The sequence below is a fragment of the Polaromonas sp. P3_B1 genome (assembly GCF_056402935.1).
In genome coordinates this window covers 49,963-70,249 of sequence record NZ_JBFUGK010000023.1, presented here as the reverse complement: position 1 = coordinate 70,249, position 20,287 = coordinate 49,963, and the positions used below count along the sequence as shown (strand labels likewise).

The 20,287-nt window shown below is 65.5% G+C and carries 18 protein-coding genes; 17 read left to right on the top strand and 1 reads right to left on the bottom strand.

All coding sequences use genetic code 11. The annotated features are described in order from the left end of the window. Positions 1-14: 14 nt before the first annotated feature. The 6 genes from AC1DXS_RS14790 (at position 15) to AC1DXS_RS14765 (ending at position 5,356) form a co-directional block, all read left to right on the top strand. Positions 15-773 (top strand): ABC transporter ATP-binding protein, encoded by a 759-nt coding sequence (locus AC1DXS_RS14790; RefSeq protein ID WP_477738242.1) that lies wholly within the window; start codon positions 15-17, stop codon positions 771-773. Next, on the top strand, positions 766-1,491 hold the full coding sequence (locus AC1DXS_RS14785; protein ID WP_477738241.1) for an ABC transporter ATP-binding protein: 726 nt from the start codon (positions 766-768) through the stop codon (positions 1,489-1,491). The genes AC1DXS_RS14790 and AC1DXS_RS14785 overlap by 8 nt, the downstream gene beginning before the upstream one ends. 53 nt (positions 1,492-1,544) lie before the next feature. Further along, positions 1,545-2,747, top strand: a complete 1,203-nt coding sequence (locus AC1DXS_RS14780; protein ID WP_477738240.1) for an ABC transporter substrate-binding protein — start codon at positions 1,545-1,547, stop codon at positions 2,745-2,747. Between the two features lie 63 nt (positions 2,748-2,810). Next, on the top strand, positions 2,811-3,713 hold the full coding sequence (locus AC1DXS_RS14775) for a branched-chain amino acid ABC transporter permease (protein WP_074575838.1): 903 nt from the start codon (positions 2,811-2,813) through the stop codon (positions 3,711-3,713). Between the two features lie 4 nt (positions 3,714-3,717). Continuing rightward, the gene (locus AC1DXS_RS14770; protein WP_477738239.1) at positions 3,718-4,725 is read left to right on the top strand and encodes a branched-chain amino acid ABC transporter permease; all 1,008 of its coding nucleotides are present in this window, start codon (positions 3,718-3,720) and stop codon (positions 4,723-4,725) included. Beyond that, positions 4,688-5,356: a GntR family transcriptional regulator gene (locus AC1DXS_RS14765; protein WP_477738238.1), complete on the top strand. Its 669-nt coding sequence runs from the start codon at positions 4,688-4,690 to the stop codon at positions 5,354-5,356. Before AC1DXS_RS14770 ends, AC1DXS_RS14765 begins: the two co-directional genes overlap by 38 nt. A gap of 30 nt (positions 5,357-5,386) precedes the next feature. Here the strand turns inward: AC1DXS_RS14765 and AC1DXS_RS14760 are convergent, their stop codons facing one another. Then, positions 5,387-6,802: an aminotransferase-like domain-containing protein gene (locus AC1DXS_RS14760; RefSeq protein WP_477738237.1), complete on the bottom strand. Its 1,416-nt coding sequence runs from the start codon at positions 6,800-6,802 to the stop codon at positions 5,387-5,389. A 185-nt stretch (positions 6,803-6,987) separates the two neighbouring features. Between AC1DXS_RS14760 and gabT the strand changes: the two genes are divergently transcribed. The 11 genes from gabT (at position 6,988) to AC1DXS_RS14705 (ending at position 20,278) form a co-directional block, all read left to right on the top strand. Beyond that, positions 6,988-8,280: a 4-aminobutyrate--2-oxoglutarate transaminase gene (gene gabT, locus AC1DXS_RS14755; protein ID WP_477738236.1), complete on the top strand. Its 1,293-nt coding sequence runs from the start codon at positions 6,988-6,990 to the stop codon at positions 8,278-8,280. A gap of 32 nt (positions 8,281-8,312) precedes the next feature. Continuing rightward, entirely contained in the window at positions 8,313-9,398 is a 1,086-nt protein-coding gene (locus AC1DXS_RS14750) for an ABC transporter ATP-binding protein (protein ID WP_477738235.1), read from the top strand. Between the two features lie 71 nt (positions 9,399-9,469). Further along, a complete protein-coding gene (locus AC1DXS_RS14745; RefSeq protein ID WP_477738234.1) occupies positions 9,470-10,507 on the top strand; it encodes an ABC transporter substrate-binding protein in 1,038 nt (345 codons plus the stop codon). A 19-nt stretch (positions 10,508-10,526) separates the two neighbouring features. Then, positions 10,527-11,780 carry an ABC transporter permease gene (locus AC1DXS_RS14740; RefSeq protein ID WP_477738233.1) on the top strand — a complete coding sequence of 418 codons (1,254 nt, stop codon included), beginning with the start codon at positions 10,527-10,529 and terminating at the stop codon, positions 11,778-11,780. A gap of 48 nt (positions 11,781-11,828) precedes the next feature. Further along, positions 11,829-12,647 (top strand): ABC transporter permease, encoded by an 819-nt coding sequence (locus AC1DXS_RS14735; RefSeq protein ID WP_477738258.1) that lies wholly within the window; start codon positions 11,829-11,831, stop codon positions 12,645-12,647. 31 nt (positions 12,648-12,678) lie between these two features. Then, positions 12,679-13,782 (top strand): ABC transporter substrate-binding protein, encoded by a 1,104-nt coding sequence (locus tag AC1DXS_RS14730; RefSeq protein WP_477738232.1) that lies wholly within the window; start codon positions 12,679-12,681, stop codon positions 13,780-13,782. 210 nt (positions 13,783-13,992) lie between these two features. Continuing rightward, complete coding sequence (locus AC1DXS_RS14725) at positions 13,993-15,471, top strand: NAD-dependent succinate-semialdehyde dehydrogenase (protein ID WP_477738231.1); 1,479 nt, start codon at positions 13,993-13,995, stop codon at positions 15,469-15,471. A 66-nt stretch (positions 15,472-15,537) separates the two neighbouring features. After that, positions 15,538-16,242: a response regulator gene (locus AC1DXS_RS14720; protein ID WP_477738230.1), complete on the top strand. Its 705-nt coding sequence runs from the start codon at positions 15,538-15,540 to the stop codon at positions 16,240-16,242. Beyond that, on the top strand, positions 16,223-17,755 hold the full coding sequence (locus AC1DXS_RS14715) for a sensor histidine kinase (protein WP_477738229.1): 1,533 nt from the start codon (positions 16,223-16,225) through the stop codon (positions 17,753-17,755). Before AC1DXS_RS14720 ends, AC1DXS_RS14715 begins: the two co-directional genes overlap by 20 nt. A 512-nt stretch (positions 17,756-18,267) precedes the next feature. Then, positions 18,268-18,696: a tripartite tricarboxylate transporter TctB family protein gene (locus AC1DXS_RS14710; RefSeq protein ID WP_477738228.1), complete on the top strand. Its 429-nt coding sequence runs from the start codon at positions 18,268-18,270 to the stop codon at positions 18,694-18,696. Between the two features lies 1 nt (position 18,697). Next, entirely contained in the window at positions 18,698-20,278 is a 1,581-nt protein-coding gene (locus AC1DXS_RS14705) for a tripartite tricarboxylate transporter permease (RefSeq protein ID WP_477738227.1), read from the top strand. The last annotated feature ends 9 nt before the right edge of the window (positions 20,279-20,287 follow it).

Here is a 20,287-nt window from a genome sequence, read left to right as displayed (position 1 = left end):
ACCCACCCATCACCATGCCACAGGACATCATTCTCGAAACACAGGGGCTGACCAAGGAGTTCCGCGGCTTTGTCGCCGTGCGGGGCGTCGCCCTGCGCGTGCGGCGCGGCAGCATCCACGCGCTGATAGGCCCGAACGGCGCCGGCAAAACCACGGTCTTCAACCTGCTGACCAAGTTCCACACGCCGACCGAGGGAAAAATCCTCTTTAACGGCGCCGACATCACGCAGGAAAAACCCGCGCAGACCGCGCGCCGCGGCATCGTGCGCTCCTTCCAGATCTCCGCCGTGTTCCCGCAGCTCTCGGTGCTGGACAACGTCAAGATCGCGTTGCAGCGCAAGCTCTGCGTGGAATACCACTTCTGGCAGTCGATCGCGGCCATGCGCAAGCTGGATGAGCCGGCCATGGCCCTGCTCGAGCAGGTGGACTTGGCCCGCTTTGCCGCGCTGCTCGCCGGCGACCTGCCCTATGGCCGCAAGCGCACGCTGGAGATCGCCACCACGCTGGCCCTGGACCCGGAACTGCTGCTGCTCGATGAGCCCACCCAAGGCATGGGCCACGAAGACGTGGACCGCATCAAACAACTGATCAAGCAGGTCTCCGCGCAGCGCACGGTGCTGATGGTGGAGCACAACATGAAGGTGGTGGCCGACATCAGCGACACCATCACCGTGCTGCAGCGCGGCGAGGTGCTGGCCGAGGGGCCTTATGCCGAGGTCTCCGCCAACCCGGCCGTGCGTGAAGCCTATATGGGAGTCGAAGAAGATGCCTGAACCCCTCCACCCCACCGGCGAGGCCATGCTCACCATACGCGACCTGCACGCCTGGTACGGCGAATCGCATGTGCTGCAGGGCATCAACCTGGACGTCAAGGCCGGCGAATGCATCACCCTGCTGGGCCGCAACGGCGCGGGCCGCACCTCCACGCTGCGCGCCATCCTCGGGCTGGTCGGCAAGCGCACCGGCTCGATACGCGTGGCGGGCAAGGAAACCATCGGCCTGCCGCCGCACCGCATTGCCCGCCTGGGCCTGGGTTATTGCCCCGAAGAGCGGGGCATCTATGCCTCGCTGACCGCCGAGGAAAACCTGTTGCTGCTGCCCAAGGTCGGCGAAGGCGGCATGTCGCTAGAGCAGATCTACGCCATGTTTCCCAACCTCCAGGAGCGCGCCGCCAGCCCCGGCACGCGGCTGTCGGGCGGCGAGCAGCAGATGCTCGCGATGGCGCGCATCCTGCGCACCGGTGCCCAGCTGCTGCTGCTCGACGAGATCACCGAAGGCCTGGCGCCCGTGATCGTGCAAAAGCTCGGCCAGGTGATACGCGAGCTCAAGGTGCGCGGCTTCACCATCGTGCTGGTGGAGCAGAACTTCCGTTTCGCCAAACACCTGGCGGACCGCCACTACGTGATCGAGCACGGCCAGGTGGTTGAAGTCATGGAGCAGCGCGAGGTCGAAGCCCGGCAAGGCCGGCTGGACGAGCTGCTCGGCATCTGAGTTTTCACCCCGCCCCTTTCCTTTGCTTTTTTCCTTAACCCATGGAGCCCTTTATGCAATTTCGCAAACTCTCCGTCTGCCTGGCGGCCTGCGCGGCCCTTTCGCCCTTCTCCGTCCACGCCCAGGTCAGCGATGACGTCGTGAAGATAGGCGTGCTCAACGACCTCTCGGGCATTTACTCCGACCTGTCCGGCCAGGGCTCGGTCACGGCGGCGCGCATGGCCATCGAGGAGATGGGCGGCAAGGTGCTGGGCAAGCCGGTCGAGCTGATCTTCGCCGACCACCAGAACAAGCCCGACGTGGCGGCCAACCTGGCGCGCGGCTGGTTCGACCAGGGCAAGGTCGACATGGTGACGGACTTCCCCACCACCTCCACCGCGCTGGCCGTGATGGAAATCGCCCGGCAGAAAAACCGTGTGGTCATGCCCTCCTCGGGCCTGGCCACCGCCATCCTCGGCGAAAAATGCACGCCGCTGACCGCGCAGTGGACCACCAACACCTACGCGCTGGCGGCCGGCACGGCGCGCGCGCTGGTCAAGGAGGGCAAGAAGACCTGGTACTTCGTCACCGCCGACTACACCTTCGGCCATTCGCTCGAAAAAGACGCGACCGAGGTCATCAAGGCCGATGGCGGCAGCGTGGTCGGCAGCTCGCGCCACCCCTTCCCCGGCAACGATTTTTCGTCCTTCCTGCTCAAGGCCCAGGCCTCCAAGGCCGACGTGATCGCGCTGGCCAATGCCGGCAACGACACGGTCAACGCCATCAAGCAGGCCAATGAATACGGCATCACGCGCAAGCAGGTGGTCGCGCCGCTGCTGACCTACATCTCCGACGTGCACAGCATAGGCCTGGACAAAGCCCAAGGCATGTATTTGAGCGAAGCCTTTTACTGGGACTACGACGACCGCTCGCGCGCCTGGTCCAGGAAATTCTTCGAGATACAAAAACGCATGCCCACCGCCGCCCAGGCCGGCGTCTACTCGGCCACGCTGAGCTATCTCAAGGCCGTGCAGGCCGCCGGCACCGACGAGGCCAAGGCCGTGATGGCGCAGCTGCGCAAGATGACCATCGACGATGCGGTGATCCGCAAGGGCAAGCTGCGCGAGGACGGTGCGCTGGTGCACGACATGCTGCTGCTGCAGGTCAAGACGCCGGCCGAGTCGAAAGCGCCCTGGGACTACTACAAGGTCAAGTCCGTGCTCAAGGGCGCCGACGTGTTCCCGCCCATCAACCCCGCCTGCCAGGCCGGCAAGTAATTCCATCCCGCGCGAGGCGGCTTGCCAGGGGGCGGCCGCCGCGCCACCGACGAAACACACATCATGTTTGACATCCCGATGCAGTCCCTGCTGGCCCAGTTGCTGGTGGGCCTGATCAACGGCTGCTTCTACGCCATGCTGAGCATGGGCCTGGCAATCATCTTCGGCCTGCTCAACATCATCAACTTCGCGCACGGCGCGCAGTTCATGGTGGCCGCCTTCCTGGCCTGGATGGGCTTTTCGCAGCTGCCGCTGCTGCTGGGCCCGGAGTTCAAGATCAACTTCTGGGCGGCGCTGGTGCTGGCGCCCCTCATCGTCGGCGGCCTGGGGGTGCTGCTCGAAAAAACCCTGCTCAAGCGGCTCTACCACCTGGACCACCTCTACGGCCTGCTGCTGACCTTCGGCGTCTCGCTGGTGCTCGAAGGCGTGTTTCGCCACTTCTACGGCATCTCGGGCGCCAGCTACGACCCGCCCGCGCTGCTGCAGGGCGGCGTCGACCTGGGGTTTATGTATTTGCCGCTGTACCGCGGCTTTGTGGTGGTGGCCTCGATACTGATCTGCGGCTGCACCTGGTTCCTGTTCGAGAAAACCCGGCTGGGCGCCCTGCTGCGCGCCGGCACCGAGAACCCCAAGCTGCTGCAGGCCTTCGGCGTCAACATCCCGCTGATGATCACGCTGACCTACGGCTTCGGCGTGGGCCTGGCTGGCATCGCCGGCGTGCTGGCCACGCCCATCATGCAGGTCAACCCGCTCATGGGCGCCAATCTGCTCAACATCGTGTTCGCGGTGGTGGTGATAGGCGGGCTGGGTTCCATCCTGGGCGCCGTGGTCAGCGGCCTGGCCCTGGGCCTGCTCGAAGGCCTCACCAAGGTGTTTTACCCCGAGGCTTCCACCGTGGTGGTGTTCGTCATCATGGCGGTGGTGTTGCTCACGCGCCCCGCCGGCCTTTTCGGCAAGGAGCACTGAAGCCATGAAATCCCTGCTCACCCACATCCCCATGCCTGTGCGCATCCTGCTGGCGCTGCTGCTGCCCGCGCTGCTGGTGCCGGCCTTCCCCGAAATCGCCTACCCGGTCTTTATCATGAAGGTGCTGTGTTACGCGCTGTTCGCGTTGGCCTTCAACCTGCTGATCGGTTTCACCGGCCTGGTGTCCTTCGGCCACGCGGCTTTCTTCGGCTGGGCCGGCTACACCACCGGCATCCTGATGATCCGCTTCGGCGCCGCCGGCTTTCCCGTCGAGCTCGCCATCCTGGCGGGCATGGCGGTGGCCACCGCCATAGGCTGGCTGATAGGCACGCTGGCGATACGCCGCACCGGCATCTACTTCGCGATGATCACCCTGGCGCTCTCGCAGGTGGCCTACTTCCTGGCGGTGCAGATCCCCTGGACCGGCGGCGAGGACGGCATGCAGGGCATCCCGCGCGGCAAGCTGCTGGGCCTTGTCGACCTCTCGTTGGACAACAACATGTATTACTTCACGCTGGCGGTGTTCGTCGCGGCCTTCCTGGCCATACACCGCATCGTGCATTCGCCCTTCGGCCAGGCGCTCAAGGCGCTGCGCGACAACGCGCCGCGCGCCGTCTCGCTGGGCTACGACACCGACCGCTGCAAGCTTTACGCCTTCATGCTGTCGGCCGCGCTGGCCGGGCTGGCCGGCTCGCTCAAGGCGCTGGTGCTGCAGCTGTCGGCGCTCAATGACGTGATGCTGAGCACCTCGACCGAAGTGCTGCTGATGACGCTGCTGGGAGGGCTAGGCACCAGCTGGGGGCCCGTGGTAGGCTCCACCCTGGTGGTCAGCCTGCAGAACCATCTCGCCGCCCTGGGCGGCGTGGTAACCGTGCTCATAGGCCTGACCTTCATCGTCTGTGTATCGTTCTTCCGGCGCGGCCTGGTCGGCGAATGGCAGGCCCTGCTGCAACGCCGAGATGCCCAACAACACCATGTCCCTGTCCACGACCGCACCGCCAACAGCCCCTAAACGCCGGGCCGCCGACGTCGCCTACGACGCGATCGAAGCCATGATCGCCACCTTGCAGCTGCAGCCCGGCGCCCCCGTGGTCGAGGCCGACCTGGCCCAGCGCACCCAGCTGGGCCGCACCCCGGTTCGCGAGGCGCTGCTGCGCATGGTCTCCATAGGCCTGATCGTGCAGCAGCCCCGGCGCGGCCTGCTGGTCTCCAACATCGACCTGGCCGACCACCTCGACGTGATCCAGACGCGGCGCGTGCTGGAAGGTGTGGTTGCCGCATGTTCGGCGCGCCGCGCCACGGCGGCCCAGCGCAAGGCCATCGTCGCCTGCGCGGCCAAGATGGTCAAAGCCGCCGAGCGCGCCAACCTGGAGGCCTATATGGCGGCCGACCACGAGCTGGACGTCGTCAACCACGAAGCCTGCCGCAACAGCTCGGCCGTCAAGAGCGTGGTGCCGCTGATCGTGCAGTGCCGGCGCTTCTGGTACGCCTACCAGCACGAGGGCGAGATCGCCGAAGGCGCGCGCTTTCACATGGAGCTGGCCCAAGGCATCGCCACCGGCGACGGGGCCGCCGCGGTGCTGGGCGCGAACAAGCTGATGGATTACCTTGAGGGCTTCGCCCGCCGCGTCATCGAGATCTGAGGCCTCGCCAGAAGCCCGGGCCCCGGGCTGCTACTGGGCGGCTTGCTGGCCCAGCTCAATGCGGTGGGACAGGAAGCGCCATATGCGCTCATCGTCGCTGAAGGCCACGTTAAAGCGCAGCCAGCCCGTGGGATGGGGGTCCATCAGGAACAGCTGCCCCGGCCCCAGCATGATGCCCTCGGGCGTGGCCTCCTTGGACAGCTCCGCACCGTCCGGGAGGTCAGGGTGCCGGGCCCACAGGTACATGCCGGCCCCCGGTTCATGGAAAAGCTCAAACCCCAGGCTGCTCAGGTTCTTTTCGGTTTTGCGGTGCGCCAAAGCCAGTTTCTCCCGCAGCGACTTGAGGTGCTTGCGCCAGCGGCCGTCGGTGACCACGCCGAAAGTCAGCCGCTCGGCGATGTCCGAAGACGTGAGCCCCGAAATCATCTTGAGTTGGGCCAGGTCCTCGATCAGGTCGCCGCGCGCCAGCAGGTAGCCCACGCGCAGGTTCGGCGAAATTGTTTTGGAAAAGCTGCCGATGTACACCACGCGCCGCAACTGGTCCAGGCTGGCCAGGGTGGACCGTGAGGTCGGGTCCATGTCGGCGTAGATGTCGTTCTCCACCAGCATGAAGTCATGCGCCTCGGCCAGTTGCAGCAAGCGGTGCAGGTGGGCCGCCGAGGCGATCGAGCAGGTCGGGCTTTGCAAACGCGGCTGCGTGAAAAAGGCCTTGGGCTTGTGCTCAAGCAGCAGCGCCTCCAGCGCGGCGAGGTCGTAGCCCGTGGGAGTGCGCGGCACGCCCACCAGCTTGGCCCCCAGAAAACGCAGCATGAACATCAGGTTGGGGTAGCCGGGGTTGTCCACCAGCACGGTGTCGCCCGGTTTGAGGAGCTGCCGGGCCACCAGGTCCAGCGCCTGGCTGGAGCCCTGCGTCAGCAGCACCTGATCCGCTTCCACCGACACCTGGTTTTCAGCCATGGCTTCCGCGATGACCATGCGCAGCGCCATATGCCCATGGGGCAGGCCGTAGCCTTCCAGGGAGGAGCCGTCCACCGACAGATGCCGCATGCTGCGGCGAAGCGCGTCCCCAAACAGGAAGTCGTGCGGCAACCAGCCGCACCCGGGCTTCATCGGCAGGTTGCGGTTTTCGAAGATTTGCTTGAGGTACCAGCGCGCGTCAAATTTCGGCTGCGGGGGCTGCGCATACGGTGCACCCGATGCACCTTCATCGCCCCTGCGCTTGACGAAGAACCCGGCATTGGCCCGGGAAACCAGCCACCCCTGGGCCACCAGGCGGTCATAGGCCTCCACCACCGTGAAAACACTCACGCCATGCATGGCGGCAAAACCGCGGATGGAAGGCAGCTTGACGCCCGGTTTCAGGGCCTGCCCGGTAATCATCCCCCGCAGGCCGTCAACGATCTGGCTCACCAGGGGGGTCTGTAATTCCGGGCGCAGTGTGAGCATCAAAAAACCAAAAAGGGCGGATTGTGCATTGCAATCGTCTTGCACCGGGTTGGGGAATCCATGTACAGGATTCTAGACCTGCACAGTGTGTTGAAAACAGCGCGGCGGTGTACATGGACGGGCCTGGCGCGGACTTCTAAAGTCCAGCCCATTCCTCCTTCCTCAACCAGAAAACACCTCCATCCATGCAGTCAACCCCAACCACCAGCAACGCCGCCCTGATGGCGCGCCGCCAGGCAGCCGTGACACGCGGCGTAGGCCAGGCCCACGAGATTTTTGTCAGCCGCGCCAAAAACGCCGAACTGTGGGACGTGGAAGGCCGCCGCTACATCGACTTCGCAGGCGGCATCGCCGTGCTCAACACCGGCCACCTGCACACCGAAGTCATTGCCGCGGTCAAGGCCCAGCTCGAGCTCTACACCCACACCTGCTTCCAGGTCGTCGCCTATGAGCCCTACGTCGAACTGGCGGAAAAGCTCAACGCCCTGGCACCCGGCAACTTCGCCAAAAAGGCCTTGCTGCTGAGCACCGGCGCCGAGGCGGTCGAGAACGCCGTCAAGGTGGCGCGGGCCTACACCAAGCGCCCCGGCGTCGTCGCCTTCACGGGCGGCTACCACGGCCGCACCAACATGACCTTGGGCATGACCGGCAAGGTCGCCCCCTACAAGCTGGGCTTCGGCCCCTTCCCCGGCGAAGTGTTCCACGCCGAATTCCCCAACGCCCTGCACGGCGTGAGCATTGACCAGGCGCTGCATTCGGTCGAGCAGATCCTCAAAAACGACGTCGAGCCCGAGCGCGTGGCGGCCTTCATCATTGAGCCGGTGCAGGGCGAAGGCGGCTTTTACATCGCCCCGCCCGAATTCATCAGTCGCCTCAAGGCCCTGGCCGACCGCCACGGCATCCTGCTGATCGCCGACGAAGTGCAGACCGGGGCGGGCCGCACGGGCACCTGGTATGCCTGCGAACAGTGGCCGGTGGCGCCCGACCTGATCGCCATCGCCAAATCCATGGCCGGCGGCTTTCCGATCTCGGGCCTGGTCGGCCGCGCAGAAGTCATGGACGCGCCCGGCCCCGGCGGCCTGGGCGGCACCTATGCCGGCAGTCCCATCGGCTGCGCCGCAGCGCTGGCAGTTCTCAAGGCCTTCCGGGAAGAAAAGCTGCTGGAGCGCAGCAAAACCGTGGGCGCCCACCTCGTCAAAGGCCTGCGCACCATCGCCGAAAAAGAAAAGTCCATCGGCGACGTGCGCGGCCTGGGCGCCATGGTGGCCATCGAGCTCTTCGAAGACGCGGACCCCGCTCGCCCCGACGCGGCCCTGACCAGGCGCGTGGTGGCCGAGGCCGCCCGGCGCGGACTGATATTGCTCTCCTGCGGCACCTACGGTAATGTGATCAGGATTCTGGTTCCTCTCACGGCGTCCGATGCCTTGCTCGATGAAGGCCTGCAAATCCTGGCCGACAGCTTCAAAGCATCGCGCTGATCTTCGTGGACATGGACAGCTCAGGAAAACCGATGACCGACCAAGATGTCCTCGTGCGCTTTGCAGGCGTGCAGAAAACCTATGACGGCGAGCAGCTTGTCGTGCAGCAGCTCGACCTCGACATCCATCGCGGGGAGTTCCTGAGCCTGCTGGGCCCTTCGGGCTCCGGCAAGACCACCACGCTGATGATGCTGGCGGGCTTCGAGTCCCCGACCGCGGGCGAAATTTTTCTCAACGGCAAGCCGATCACCGGCACCCCGCCGCATAAGCGCAACTTCGGCATGGTGTTCCAGAACTACGCGCTGTTCCCGCATCTCACCGTGGGCCAGAACGTCGCCTACCCGCTCACCGTGCGCAAGGTGGCAAAGGCCGACCAGGAAAGCCGCGTGCGGCGCGCGCTCGACATGGTTCGCCTGTCGGGCATGTCCGACCGCCTGCCCGGGCAGCTCTCGGGCGGCCAGCAGCAACGCGTGGCCCTGGCGCGCGCACTGGTGTTCGAGCCCCAGCTCGTGCTGATGGACGAACCCCTGGGCGCGCTCGACAAGCAATTGCGCGAGCACATGCAGATCGAGCTGAAAGAACTGCACAAGCAGCTGGGCGTGACCTTTGTCTACGTCACGCACGACCAGGGCGAAGCGCTGACGATGAGCGATCGCGTGGCGGTGTTCAACGATGGCGTGATCCAGCAACTGGCCCCTGTGGAGGCGCTGTACGAGACGCCCTCCAACCGTTTTGTGGCCGGCTTCGTCGGCGACAGCACGGTGCTCAAGGGCAAGGCCTGCACCGCCGGCATCGAACTGCCGGACGGCCGCGTCCTGGGCGGAATCAACGTCAACCAGGCGCCTGCCGGTGCGCAGGTTGAGGCCTACATCCGGCCCGAGCGCATCGTGCTGCACCGCCAGCCCCTGCCCGCGCTGGCGAACGTGCTCGCCGCGCGCGTCGCGCGGGTCATCTATTTCGGTGACCACCTGCGCCTGCTCTGCGACCTTGGCGAAGGCCAGGCCGAAGCCACGGTGAAGCTGCCCCTGATCGCGCTGGACGGCCTGGCGTCGCCGCAGCCCGGGGAGGCCGTTCACCTGGAATTCCCCGCGGCATTCACGCGGATTTACGGCACCTGACCGCGCCCGCACCACACTTTTTGCCTTTCTTTTTCACGCGTTTCTTTCATCAACCACCGAGGACTCACCCCATGACCACCCTGAAGAAAAACATCATCGCCATCACGGCGGCTTCTTGCCTGGCCCTGCCAGCCCTGGCGCAACAGCAGATCACCGTGATCAACTTCGGCGGCGCCAACGCCAATGCGCAGAAGAAGGCGTATTACGAGCCCTACGAGAAGACAGGCACCAAAGTGGTCGCCGTCGAATACAACGGTGAACAGGCCAAGATCAAGGCCATGGTCGAGACCAAGAAGGTCACCTGGGACGTCGTGGAAGTCGAGGCGCCCGACGTGCAGCGCGGCTGCGACGAAGGCCTGTTTGAAAAGATCGACTTCAGCAAAATCGGCGCCAAGGCGGACTTCCTTCCCGCCGCCGTCACCGACTGCGGTGTGGGCGTTTTTGTCTGGTCCACCGTGATGGCCTGGAATGCCGACAAGGTCAAGACCGCCCCCACCAGCTGGGCCGACTTCTGGGACGTCAAAAAGATTCCCGGCAAACGCGGCATGCGCAAGGGCGCGCGCTACAACCTGGAGTTCGCGCTGATGGCCGATGGCGTCAAGCCGGCCGATGTCTACAAGGTCCTGGCCACCAAAGACGGCGCCGACCGCGCATTCCGCAAGCTGACCGAACTCAAGCCCAGCATCCAGTGGTGGGAAGCCGGCGCCCAGCCCGCCCAGTTCCTCGTGGCTGGTGACGTCGCCCTGAGCACGGTCTACAACGGCCGCATCGACGCCGCCAACCGCGAAGGCCGCAACCTGAAGATCTACTGGCCCGGTGGCATCTACGACCTGGACTACTGGGTCATCCCCAAGGGCGCGCCCAACAAGGACGCCTCGATGAAATTCATCGCCTTTGCCAGCCAGCCCGCCACGCAGGCCGTGTATGCGCAGAACATCGCCTACGGCCCTGTCAACACCAAGGCCCTGGCCAAGCTGGACAAAAAGGTGCTGGACGACCTGCCCACCTCGCCGGCCAACGCGAAAGAGGCCATCCAGATGAACGTCGGCTTCTGGGCCGACCAGGGCGAAGCGCTGGAAAAACGTTTCGCCGCCTGGGCCACGCAATAAACCCGGGAAGCAGGCCAGCATGAACAGTTCCACCAGCAACGCAGCCCTGTCGGGCGAAGACTCCCGCGCGCTGCGGCGGGCACTGTCCCGGGCCAGTGCCCGCCAGAAGTGGCGCGCCTTCGCCCTGACCGTGCCCCTGCTGGTGTTTTTGTTGCTGACCCTGCTCATCCCCATTGCCGCCTTGCTGCAACGCGCCGTTGAAAATCCGGAGGTGGTGGCTGCACTGCCCCGGACAGTCAAAAGCCTGGAGGGCTGGAACCCGCAGGCAGCACCGCCCGCCGCAAGCTATGCGGCGCTGGTGGAAGACCTGGGCCACCTTTCCGACAGCTCGGACGCCGGTGCACTGGCGCGGCGGCTCAACGCGGAAGTACCGGGCTCCCGCTCTTTGGTGATGGGTGCGTTTCGCGCCCTGCCTGTCACCGGATCGCCCGAGGAAATTCGCGGCAGGCTGCTGCAGCTCGACCCGCGCTGGGCCGAACCGCCCTTCTGGCAAGCCATCGCCAAAAACGGTTCGCGCTGGACGCCCGACTACCTGCTGGCCTCGGTGGACCTGCGGCGGGGCGCCCAGGGTGATGTCGAACGCATGCCGCCCGAGCTGCGCGCCTTCGGCCCCATCCTGCTTCGCACCTTCCAGATCAGCTTTGTCGTCACTCTGTTCTGCCTGGCGCTGGGCTACCCGCTGGCCTGGTGGCTGGCTTCGCTTCCGGCGCGCAAGGCCAACCTGCTGATGATCCTGGTGCTGGTGCCCTTCTGGACTTCCATCCTGGTGCGGGTGGCTGCATGGATCGTGCTGCTGCAGTCCGAAGGCCTGGTCAACCGCGGGCTGATGGGCGTGGGCCTCATTGACAGTCCTTTGCCGCTGCTGTTCAACCGCGCCGGCGTGGTGATCGCCATGGTGCACATCCTGCTGCCCTTCATGATCCTGCCGCTTTACAGCGTGATGAAGAATGTGCCTCCCACTTATATCCGCGCCGCGGTTTCCCTCGGCAGCCCACCGCTGGCCGCATTCTTTCGCGTCTACGTGCCGCAAACCTATCCGGGCATCAGCGCCGGCGCGCTGCTGGTCTTCATCCTGTCCATCGGCTACTACGTGACGCCTGCCCTGCTCGGCGGCGCGGACGACCAGATGCTGAGCTACTACATCGCCCGCTACACCAATGTGGAGATCAACTGGGGCATGGCCTGCGCACTCGGCGCGCTGCTGCTGACGGCCACCATGCTGCTGTACGGCGTCTACCGGCGCATCGGCAAAGCCGAACTCAGCATGGGCTGAGACCGATTTCCCGCCGCAGAACTTTTCGCCTTCATCACCATGCCCAAAATCTTCAACGGCCCCGCTTTTCCGCGCTACGCCACCGCCGCCGACAAAGCCGGCTGGTGGGGGGTGCGCGCGGCCTGCGTTGCCATACTTGTTTTTCTGCTGGCCCCTATCCTGGTCATGGTGCCGCTGTCCTTTTCCGACAGCTCCTTCCTGGCCTATCCCATCCCCGGCTGGTCCTTGAAGTGGTACCGCAACCTGATGGATTCACCTGAATGGGCCCGCGCCGCGAAGAACAGCTTCATCGTGGCGCCGGCGGCCACGCTGATCGCCACCTCGCTGGGCACGCTTGCCGCCGTCGGCCTGTCGCGCGCCAACTTTCGCTTCAAGAACCTGCTCATGGCGGTCCTGATCGCACCCATGGTGGTGCCCATCGTGGTGGTGGGCGTGGCCACCTACCTCTACTTCGCGCCGCTCGGCCTGGCCGACAGCTACTTCGGCCTGATCGCCGTGCACGCGGCGCTGGGCACGCCTTTCGTGCTCACCACCGTGCTGGCGACGCTGGCGGGCTTCAACCACAACCTGGTGCGGGCTTCGCTCAGCCTCGGCGAAACACCGCTGCGCACCTTCTTCAGGATCACCCTGCCGGTCATCGCGCCCGGCGTGATCTCGGGCGCGCTGTTCGCCTTCGCCACTTCGTTTGACGAAGTCGTGGTCACCCTGTTTCTGGCGGGCGCCGACCAGGCCACGCTGCCGCGGCAGATGTTCACCGGCATCCGCGAAAACATCTCGCCCACCATTGCCGCTGTAGCCACACTGCTCATCCTCTTCACCACGGCCCTCCTGCTGTTGCTGGAATGGCTGCGCGGACGCAGGGCCTGAGCCTTCGCCTTCAACCACCAAAGCGCCCCTTATGAAAACACTCCACACGTTGACGCTTGCGGCCGCTTTCGTTCTGGCGCCGTCCGCACAAGCCCAGGCTCCCGTGCAAATTCCGGCCCAGGGATTGACCGTCGCCAACTTCGGCGGGGCCAACGGCAAGGCGCAGGACGTGGCCTTTATCCAGCCCTTCAAGCTGGCCCGCAAAATAGAAGCCCGGGGCGTTGAATACTCCGGTGAACTCTCGGCCATCCGCGGCATGGTCAACGAACGCAGGAACGAATGGGACGTGGTCGAAGTGGAATCCGCCGACCTGAAGGCCGGATGCGACGCGGGCCTGTTCGAGCGCATAGACCGCGGCGCCATTCCCCATGCCGGTATGCTGTTGCCGGGCACGGTCCAGGATTGCGGTGTAGGTGCTTTTGTCTGGTCCACGGTGATGGCTTACGAACCGGGTCGCTTCAAGGAAACGCCGCGAAGCTGGCAGGATTTCTGGGACCTGCAGCGCTTTCCCGGCAAGCGGGGCCTGCGCAAGGGTGCGCGCTACAACATGGAGATCGCGCTGATGGCCGACGGCGTGCACCGCCGCGATGTCTACGCGACGCTGGCCACCGAGGCCGGGGTGAAGCGCGCCCTGGCCAAGCTTGAGCAGCTCAAGCCCCACATCGTCTGGTGGGAGTCGGGCTCCCAGCCGCCGCAGCGCCTGGCCTCCGGCGAGACCACCCTGTCCACCGCTTTCAACGGGCGCATCGCCGCCGCCAATCGCGAACGGCTGAACCCGCTGGCCATCTCATGGGCCGACGCCGTGTACGAGCTGGACTACTGGGTCATCATCAAAGGCACGCCCAGGCTGGAACAGGCGCGCGCCTTCATCAGTTTCGCCACCTCGGAAGAAGCGCAACTGGCCTTTTCGCGTGAAATACCCTACGGCCCGACACACTTCAACGCCATCCTGCGCTACGACACGGGCCGCAACCGCACCGCCTCTGCCGCACCGGTCACGGATCTGTCCATGGCAGGCAGCGACCTGCCGTCGGCGCCCGGCAACATGCGCCGTTCGCTGGCATTTGACCCGGCCTTCTGGACACGGCCCGGCGGGGCGGCGCTGGAAAAGCAGTTTGCCCAACGCATGAAGTAACGCAGGCGGGCGGCAAAAGCGCCTTCCGCACGGAAACCCTTTCCCCGGGTCGCATACCCGTTTGCCGAGCGTACCGCTCTTCGAAAACTGTCAGAATCCCAGGGCAGCCCCCCTCTCCTCACAGCCGCCCACAGCCCCTCGCAGCGCCCCCACGGCTTCTTTACCTTCGTTATCCCCTTCCGCATCTTCACGCTTTAAGGATTCCCGCTCATGGACATGAAAACTTCCCCTATTTCCCTGCTCAAAGACCCCAGCATTTTCAAGACCGACGCGCTGGTCAACGGCCAGTGGGTTGCGGGCAAGGCCCGGTTCGACGTGAACGACCCGGCCACCGGGCTGAAACTGGCCGACGTGGCCAACCTGGGCCCGCAGGACGCGGAAGCCGCCATCGCCGCGGCCAACGCCGCCTGGCCCGCCTGGCGCAGCAAGACCGGCAAGGAACGCCACGCCATCCTGCTCAAGTGGTTCCAGTTGCTGATGGCCAACCAGGAAGACTTGGGCCGCATCATGACCGCCGAGCAAGGCAAGCCTTTTGCCGAGGCCAAGGGCGAAATCGCCTACGGCGCGAGCTTTGTCGAGTGGTTCGCCGAGGAAGCCAAACGCGTCAACGGCGAGACCCTGCCGCAGTTCGACAACAACCGCCGCCTGATGGTCCTGAAGCAACCCATCGGCGTGTGCGCCGCCATCACGCCCTGGAACTTCCCGCTGGCCATGATCACCCGCAAAGTTGCCCCGGCGCTGGCCGCCGGCTGCCCGGTGGTCATCAAGCCGGCCGAGCTCACGCCGCTGACGGCCCTGGCTGCCGCCGAGCTGGCCCTGCGCGCCGGTATCCCGGCCGGCGTGCTCAACGTGCTGACGGCCGACAGCGCCAACAGCATCGCCGTGGGCAAGGTCTTTTGCGCCAGCGACGTGGTGCGCCACATCAGCTTCACCGGTTCCACCGAAGTCGGCCGCATCCTGATGGCGCAAAGCGCGCCCAGCATCAAGAAGCTCGCGCTGGAACTGGGCGGCAACGCGCCCTTCATCGTGTTCGACGATGCCGATGTGGATTCGGCCGTCGAGGGCGCCATGGCCAGCAAATACCGCAACGCCGGCCAGACCTGCGTCTGCGCCAACCGCATCTATGTGCAGGACGGCGTGTACGACGAGTTCGTCGAAAAATTCGCCGCCAAGGTCAAGGCGCTCAAGGTCGGCAACGGCTTTGAAGACGGCGTGGTGCAAGGCCCGCTGATCGAAGACGCCGCCGTCGAGAAGGTGCAGCGCCATGTGGACGACGCGTTGGCCAAAGGCGGCAAGCTGCTCGCGGGCGGCCACAAGATCAAGGGGCAGTTCTTCGAGCCGACCGTGATCTCTGAAGCCACCTCCGACATGCTGTGCGCCCGGGAGGAAACCTTCGGCCCCTTCGCGCCGGTGTTCCGGTTCCAGAAAGACCAGGAAGCGATAGACGCGGCCAACAACACCGAGTTCGGCCTGGCCAGCTATTTCTACAGCCGCGACATCGGCCGCATTTACCGCGTGGCCGAGGCGCTGGAATACGGCATGGTCGGCATCAACGCCGGCGTGATCGCGACCGAGCACGTGCCCTTCGGCGGCGTCAAGCAGTCGGGCCTGGGCCGCGAGGGTTCGCGCCACGGCATGGATGAGTACCTCGAGATGAAGTACCTGTGCCTGGGGGACATCCAGCGCTGAGTTATCCTTCCGGGAACACTCCGCCCACCACGCCGCCGAAACCGCGGCCACACCCTATCACCGACCATGCGCCTGCTGCTTGTGGAAGACGAAGCCGAAATGGCCTCCTGGCTGCTGCGCGCTTTCAAGCAGAGCGGCTTTGTATCCGACCATGCGCCGGATGCCGGCACCGCCGAGTCGCTGCTGGCCGGCAACGACTATGACGCCGTGGTGCTCGACCTGAGGCTTCCCGACAGGCATGGGCTGGCCCTGCTGGCGGACCTTCGCAAGGCCGGCAACCGGACACCCGTTCTGGTGCTGACCGCACAGGGCTCGCTGCAGGACCGGGTCAAGGGCCTGAACGTCGGGGCGGACGATTTCCTGTCCAAGCCTTTTGCCATCGAAGAGCTCGAAGCCCGGCTCGCCGCGCTGGTGCGGCGCAGCCGGGGCCGTGCCCATGCGCCGCTGCAATGCGGGTCCCTGTCATGCCCCCACGACAGCCGCGCCTTCACACTGGCGGGCACGCTGCTGCAGCTCACGCCGCGTGAAAGCGCGGCCTTGTCGGTGCTGCTGGTGCGCAGCGGTTCGCCGGTGGAAAAGTCGCAGCTCTCGGCCAAGGTTTTTCCGGCCGACAGCAACGCCGGCCCCGATGCCATCGAGCTGGTGCTGCATCGCCTGCGCCGAAAGCTCGAAGGCGGCGATGTGCGCATTGTCACTGTGCGGGGGCTGGGCTACATGCTGGAGGCCGTGGCGCAGGAAGCGCAAGAAGCCCATGAAGATCCTGCGGACTGACCCTGACCGCTTCGGCATCCGTGCCCGCCTGCTGACGCTCCTGCTTCCGGCCATCCTGGGCTTGCTGGCCCTGGACAGCTGGAACGACTACCGCGCGCTGGAAAACCAGGTGCAGGATGCCTACGACCAGAGCATGCTCGAAGCCGCGCACGCGCTGCAAAGCAGCGTGGCGCCGGCACGGGACGGTTCGCTGCAGCTCAACGCGCCAGCCGGGGTGCAAGCCCTGTTCGCCTCCGCCGGCCCCTTGCAGAAATACCTGCATGTCGGCCTGACAGCCCGGGAGGAAACACCGGCGGGGGCAACCGGCCTGCGTGAGATCACCTTGCTGGGCGCGACAGACCTGCCCGCGCCGCCGCCTCCCTACCCGGACCCTTACACCCCCGACGTGGTCGGGCCCGTCTGGTACGACGATTTCCACGCGGGCCATCCGGTCCGGGTGGTGGCGCTGCGCAGCCAGGTGCTTGACGGGCGCGGCCAGCTCTTCGGCCTGCTGGTTCAGGTCGCGGAAAGCACCGAACCGCGCGACCGCGCGCAGGCCGCCACGCTGCGGCAGGAGCTGATACGCGACGCGCGCATGGTGCTGGTGATGGTGCTGCTGGTCTGGCTGGGCGTGACATGGTCGCTGCAACCGCTGGAGCGCCTGCGCAAGTCCGTGCTCGAAAGCAAGCACACCGACCTCAAGCCGCTGGACACCAGCGGCGTGCCGCATGAAGTGGCGCCGCTGGTCGAGGCCCTGAACCAGCACCTGGCCAGCTACCGCGAGCTGCTGGAGCAGCAGTCGCAATTCCTGGCCGATGCCTCGCACCAGTTGCGCACGCCGCTGGCCATCATGCTGACCCAGGCCGGCGTGGCGCTGCGCGAAAAAGACCCGGCACAGCTTCATGCCACCCTGCGCGCCATGGTCGCCCAGATTTCGCGCAGCAGGCGCCTGTGCGAGCAGTTGCTGTCGCTGGCCCACGCGAGCGACAGCGCGCCCCCGGCCGGTGTGCCCGCGCTGGTCGACCTCAATGCCATCGCCCGCGAAGTGGTGCTGCAATACCTGGCGCTGGCCCATGAGAAAAACCTGGACCTGGGCTGGGTGGATGCCCGGGGGGATTCGGCCGACGCGGGCACGGCGGAGGATGCACCCGCCGTCCCGGTGCTGGCCCGGGAGGCCGAACTGCACGAGGCGCTGTCCAACCTGGTGCACAACGCCATTGCCTACACGCCGGCGGGCGGGCGCATCACCGTGATGGCGGGCCATGCGAACGGCATGGCGCTGGCCGAGGTTCGCGACGACGGCCCCGGCATCGCCCAGGCGCGGCGCGCGCAAGTCTTTGAACGCTTCCATTCGGCCGGTTCAGCGGCTGAAAAAGGCTCGCACGGCTCCGGCCTGGGCTTGTCCATCGCGCGCGCCTACGCCAGGCGCAACGGCGGCGACATCGAGCTGGCCGACGCGCCCACCGGCACCGGCCTGCGCGCCATCCTGCGGTTGCCGCTTATCTTGTCCCCTCTCCCTCAGGGAGAGGGTTAGGGTGAGGGCTGACGGCGCCTGAAAGTTGAAGGCGTTCGAATGCGGGGATCGCCCTCACCCCTGCCCTCTCCCAGAGGGAGAGGGAGCAAATCTAGCTTGGTATTACTCCCTCTCCGGCTTATCTTGTCCCCTCTCCCTCTGGGAGAGGGTTAGGGTGAGGGCCGGCGGCGGATCAATATCCCACTGATCCACGCATAGGCTGCTCGCCCCCACCCCCCCCCTCCCCCAATGGGGGAGGGAGAGAATCTATCTTGTCCCCTCTCCCAGAGAGAGAAACAAAGCTTCTCCGCAGGCCTCACTACCCGTTAGTGATAACACGTATTTTGGCCCCGGCCGCGCAAAACGAAAGCAGATTGGAAGCCTCGCTTCCTAACATCCCCTCCAGCCCGAACACCCCGCCGGCCGCACTGTTTCAGCGGCGGCAGGCCGGGAACACCACTCTAGGAGACACGGATGACACACCCCCCGTTTGCGACAAGGCCCCTCGCGGCCCAGCCATGGAGCAAGCCGCTATGAACTTCAGCAACCGCAACTTCGTCCGGGGCCTGTGCCTCATGGCCATCGCCCTGGTCTTCGGCGGGGTGTCCTTCAACTACACCCTGGGTGAGTTGAGCCGCTCCGGGCCCGGCCTGTTCCCGCTGCTGGTGAGCTCCTTCCTCTTCGTCATCGGCGTGCTCACCGTGGTGCGTTCGCACTTCGTCGACCCCGTGCCGCTGGATTACAGCGTCAAGAACATCGGCATCATCCTGGTGAGCCTGGTCGGCTTCTCGCTGATCTCGCACTTCGTCAACATGATCCTGGGAATCGTCTTCCTGGTGTTCTGCTCCACCCTGGCGGGCACCTCGTACTCGCTGGTACGCAACGTCAAGATCTCCCTCGGCCTGATCGCCGTGGCCTTTGCCTTCAAACACCTGCTGGGCCTAAGCCTGCCCCTGTACTGATATGGAAGTCCTACACAACCTCGCGTTCGGTTTCGAACACGCACTGACGCTGCAAAATTTGATGTACTGCGCCCTGGGCTGCACGGTGGGCACGCTCATCGGGCTGCTGCCCGGCCTGGGCCCCCTGTCCACCATCAGCCTGCTGCTGCCGCTGACCTATTCCATCCCCACCGGCGGCGCCCTCATCATGCTGGCCGGCATTTACTACGGCGCGCAATACGGCGACAGCGTGAGTGCCATCACCATGAAGATCCCGCATGCGAGCAGCATCGTGGCCTGTATAGACGGCTACCAGATGACGCTCAAGGGCAAGACCGGCCTGGCGCTCTTCACCGCCGGTGTCTCCAGCTTCATCGGCGGCACGGTCGCCATCGTGGTGCTGTCGACCATGGCACCCGCGCTGGGCGAGGTCGGTTTCCTCTTCGGGCCGGCCGATTACTGCGCGCTGATGCTGCTGGGTTTCTTCTGCGTGAGTTTTGTCAGCAGCGGCAGCTTGCTTAACGGCCTGGCCATGGCCATGGTCGGCGTGCTGCTGGGCATGGTCGGCACCGACGTCAACAGCGGCACGGCGCGCTACACCATGGACCTGCCCTTCCTGATGGACGGCATCGGCCTGATCAGCATCGCGCTGGGCTGCTTCGGCATAGCCGAGGTCGTGAAAAACCTCGACAACAAGAATGTGCTCACGCCCTTCAACGGCAAGATCAAGCTCATGCCCACCTGGCCCGAGTTCAAGCGCATCATCCCCAGCGCGCTGCGCGGCAGCGTGATCGGCTCGGTGCTGGGCATCCTGCCCGGCGGCGGCCCCACCATCGCCCAGTTCGCCGCTTATGCCGCCGACAAAAAGCTCAGCAAGTACAAGCATGAAATCGGCACCGGTTGCATCGAGGGCGTGGCCGGACAGGCCGCCGCCGATGAGGCCGCCGCACGCACCAGCTTCATCCCGCTCATGGCCATCGGCATTCCCGAGAACGCCGTCATGGCGCTGATGATGGCCGCCTTCGTGGTCAAGGGCATACAGCCCGGCCCCAACATGATCGGCACCCACCCCGATTTGTTCTGGGGCCTGGTGGCCAGCATGTGGATCGGCAACTGCTTCCTGCTGGTCCTGAACGTGCCCCTGGTGCGCTACTGGCTGTCGGTCTTCAAGATCCCCTACACCGTGCTGTTCCCGGCCATCCTGTTCTTCTGCTGCATAGGCACCTACAGCATCAACAACAGCCTGGACGACATCTACACCACCGCCGTGTTCGGCTTTATCGGCTACCTCTTCCTGCGCCTGGACATGGAAGCCGCGCCGCTGCTGCTGGGCTTTATCCTGGGCCCCATGCTGGAGGAGAACTTCCGCCGCGCCATGCTGCTGAGCCGCGGCAGCTTCAACGTCTTCGTCAACCGACCGATCAGCGCGACGCTGCTGGGCGTCATCGGCATCCTGGTTGTGTGGCAGACGGTGGTGTTTATCCGCAAGCTGATCAAGTCGCCAGACCACCACATCCATTCCGACAACCAGGGCGAGAGCGCCAAAGCCCCCACGCCCGTTGCGGCGGCCGCCACGTCGGGATCCCTGGCTTCCGGCGAATAAGCCCGGGCC

Bases quoted from the DNA above. Each gene is read 5' to 3' on its own strand.
- AC1DXS_RS14790 (WP_477738242.1), top strand. From the start codon at position 15: ATGCCACAGGACATCATTCTCGAAACACAGGGGCTGACCAAGGAGTTC.
- AC1DXS_RS14785 (WP_477738241.1), top strand. From the start codon at position 766: ATGCCTGAACCCCTCCACCCCACCGGCGAGGCCATGCTCACCATACGC.
- AC1DXS_RS14780 (WP_477738240.1), top strand. From the start codon at position 1,545: ATGCAATTTCGCAAACTCTCCGTCTGCCTGGCGGCCTGCGCGGCCCTT.
- AC1DXS_RS14775 (WP_074575838.1), top strand. From the start codon at position 2,811: ATGTTTGACATCCCGATGCAGTCCCTGCTGGCCCAGTTGCTGGTGGGC.
- AC1DXS_RS14770 (WP_477738239.1), top strand. From the start codon at position 3,718: ATGAAATCCCTGCTCACCCACATCCCCATGCCTGTGCGCATCCTGCTG.
- AC1DXS_RS14765 (WP_477738238.1), top strand. From the start codon at position 4,688: ATGTCCCTGTCCACGACCGCACCGCCAACAGCCCCTAAACGCCGGGCC.
- AC1DXS_RS14760 (WP_477738237.1), bottom strand. From the start codon at position 6,802: ATGCTCACACTGCGCCCGGAATTACAGACCCCCCTGGTGAGCCAGATC.
- gabT (WP_477738236.1), top strand. From the start codon at position 6,988: ATGCAGTCAACCCCAACCACCAGCAACGCCGCCCTGATGGCGCGCCGC.
- AC1DXS_RS14750 (WP_477738235.1), top strand. From the start codon at position 8,313: ATGACCGACCAAGATGTCCTCGTGCGCTTTGCAGGCGTGCAGAAAACC.
- AC1DXS_RS14745 (WP_477738234.1), top strand. From the start codon at position 9,470: ATGACCACCCTGAAGAAAAACATCATCGCCATCACGGCGGCTTCTTGC.
- AC1DXS_RS14740 (WP_477738233.1), top strand. From the start codon at position 10,527: ATGAACAGTTCCACCAGCAACGCAGCCCTGTCGGGCGAAGACTCCCGC.
- AC1DXS_RS14730 (WP_477738232.1), top strand. From the start codon at position 12,679: ATGAAAACACTCCACACGTTGACGCTTGCGGCCGCTTTCGTTCTGGCG.
- AC1DXS_RS14725 (WP_477738231.1), top strand. From the start codon at position 13,993: ATGGACATGAAAACTTCCCCTATTTCCCTGCTCAAAGACCCCAGCATT.
- AC1DXS_RS14720 (WP_477738230.1), top strand. From the start codon at position 15,538: ATGCGCCTGCTGCTTGTGGAAGACGAAGCCGAAATGGCCTCCTGGCTG.
- AC1DXS_RS14715 (WP_477738229.1), top strand. From the start codon at position 16,223: ATGAAGATCCTGCGGACTGACCCTGACCGCTTCGGCATCCGTGCCCGC.
- AC1DXS_RS14710 (WP_477738228.1), top strand. From the start codon at position 18,268: ATGAACTTCAGCAACCGCAACTTCGTCCGGGGCCTGTGCCTCATGGCC.
- AC1DXS_RS14705 (WP_477738227.1), top strand. From the start codon at position 18,698: ATGGAAGTCCTACACAACCTCGCGTTCGGTTTCGAACACGCACTGACG.